We start from the raw sequence: 2,100 nt of genomic DNA, 5'->3' as shown, positions 1-2,100 counted from the left end.
GTTTAACTAAAGAATTAGTAATAAAATATAATGATGTGAGGATTGATATTACTATAATAATTCCTATTAGCAAAATATTATTTTGAAGCATTGACACATTCTCACTGACTTCATCAAAACTTGCAGTCATTCCTATTGTCCAGTCAACTGACTTTACAGGCTTAAATGCAATTATCTTTTTTATATCTTCAAAATTATAATACCCTATTCCCTCTTTCCCATTTTTCATCTTTGCAATTATTTCACGAAGAGTGTTACTTTCACTTTTTGCAAGTGTATCATTTAGCAAAAATTCTTTTCTAGGATGAGCTATGGTTAACCCCTGGGAATTAATTATATATGCATATCCCGAATCACCTAGTTTTTCAGCATTAATTATGTCTGTAACTTGATATAAATTTACTGTTGAAGCCACTAGCCCTACTACATTTTCATAATCATCCATAATAGGCACTGAAATTACTATGATTGGATTTCCAGTAGTTTTTGAAATGCTAAATGCAGATATTGCAGATTCTCCTTTCAAAGCCTTATTAAAATATGTCCTGTCTGCAACATTTCCCCGTGTTCCATCTGAAGCTATAAAATCGCCCTTCCTATCAGAGATTAAAACTACTTCATGATCTTTAAACAAATCTTTTTTATCCCAAATATGCTTTAAAAAACCTTCATAATCTAATTTTTTTGCTTTATCAGTTGAAGCTAATAGCTCCAATTGACCTTCCCAGGCTTCAAGCTTATGATCTACATAGCTCACAAGTTTTTCAGCCTTATCTTCTACAGCTAACTCCACATAACTTGTGATTATTTCCTTAGCTATTCCATGTGCAAAAAAGGATAGAATAAGAATTCCTATAGTAGATAATACAAATACCGGTGTCATAATTTTATACTTTAAGCTTTTCATTTGTGCCTCCTTAAATTTGCTGATTTTAATTTAGTTCATCTTTACTCATTAACTTTATGTAATCTTATATTCTCTTTTTAAAAGGACTTTCAGCATAAAGATAAAATCTTAATACCCCACAAGTTAATTTCTATCTTCACATATTTCATACAACCTATTGATGAAATATTTTGTATATTTTAGTTTCTGCACTTATTTACAATTTCCTTCAGCGAAACTTCACTCCTTTTGTCGAATGTTCAATTGTTGTACATCCTTATGGGTTTTTAGATAATTAAAAATCCCCCCATTTACTGAGAGGATGTTCTTCGTACTGTACAGAAATATATATTTTTTTATAATAATGAAAGATTCCAAGGAAAGCTAAACAACCTGACTTCTATTGAATATAGAAATCAGGTCCCATAATACGTTTTTTACATGTACACTTGATAGTGTTATGATCAAGGTCTCAGTTCAAGTTTTTGAAAACCATCCCTTCCCTTTATTCGTATATATCTGCAAATTCAATTTTAATTTTTTCTACATTAGTTGACTGTGTATAATCTTCGATTAAGTTTATGTCTTCTTCTTCATGAAGAAACTTAACAGGCAATTGAATAATTACTTCAGTCCCTTCCCCTAATTCACTTTTTACATATATTTCACCTGAGTGCATGTCAACTAAAGATTTTACTAGGGATAATCCTATACCACTTCCTTCATGGTTTCTATTATACAAGTGCTTAACTTGACCAAATTTTTCAAAAATTATTTTTTGTTTTTCTTTAGGAATGCCTATACCCGTATCTCTTACTACGATTTGAATTTTATCATCTTTATCACAAATATTAACTTCTATTTTATCTCCTGGATTTGTAAATTTTACAGCATTTGAAATAAGGTTAAGTATAATTCTCTCCATTTTTTCTGGATCAAATATCATGATTTTCTCTTCTATGTCCGTATCAAATATTATGGTCCTTGATTTACTTTTTACATACTCAACCGTTGATAAAGTTATATTTTCAATAATCTGCACAATATTTTCCTTTTTAAGACTTAATTCCATAAATCCCGAATCTATTCTCGTAATATCTATTAAGTTGTTAACTAATCTTAATAATCGATAACTATTTTGTTTTATCATATTCATATATATATTTATTTTATCAGTATCATTATGCTTTTTCTCCTCTTTAGTAGATAAATTT

General features: G+C 29.2%; 2 protein-coding genes and 1 pseudogene. 1 reads left to right on the top strand and 2 read right to left on the bottom strand.

Annotated features, from left to right (window positions below):
* Positions 1 to 907: cache domain-containing protein (locus CCE28_RS21785; RefSeq protein WP_176461975.1), on the bottom strand; the 907-nt coding region annotated here is incomplete at its 3' end.
* Between the two features lie 324 nt (positions 908 to 1,231).
* On the opposite strand from CCE28_RS21785, the pseudogene CCE28_RS23085 reads away from it, so the two are divergent.
* Positions 1,232 to 1,315 (top strand): annotated as a pseudogene (locus tag CCE28_RS23085) (IS3 family transposase); the annotation flags it as partial.
* 76 nt (positions 1,316 to 1,391) lie between these two features.
* On the opposite strand, the gene CCE28_RS21775 reads toward CCE28_RS23085, so the two are convergent.
* Positions 1,392 to 2,100, bottom strand: a 709-nt coding sequence (locus tag CCE28_RS21775; protein WP_141228419.1) for a sensor histidine kinase, incomplete at its 5' end; no start/stop codon positions are given.

The organism is Anaeromicrobium sediminis (assembly GCF_002270055.1).
Lineage (GTDB): Bacteria > Bacillota > Clostridia > Peptostreptococcales > Thermotaleaceae > Anaeromicrobium > Anaeromicrobium sediminis.
Note: the sequence above shows the minus strand (reverse complement) of the source record. Positions and strands in the feature narration are given on the sequence as shown.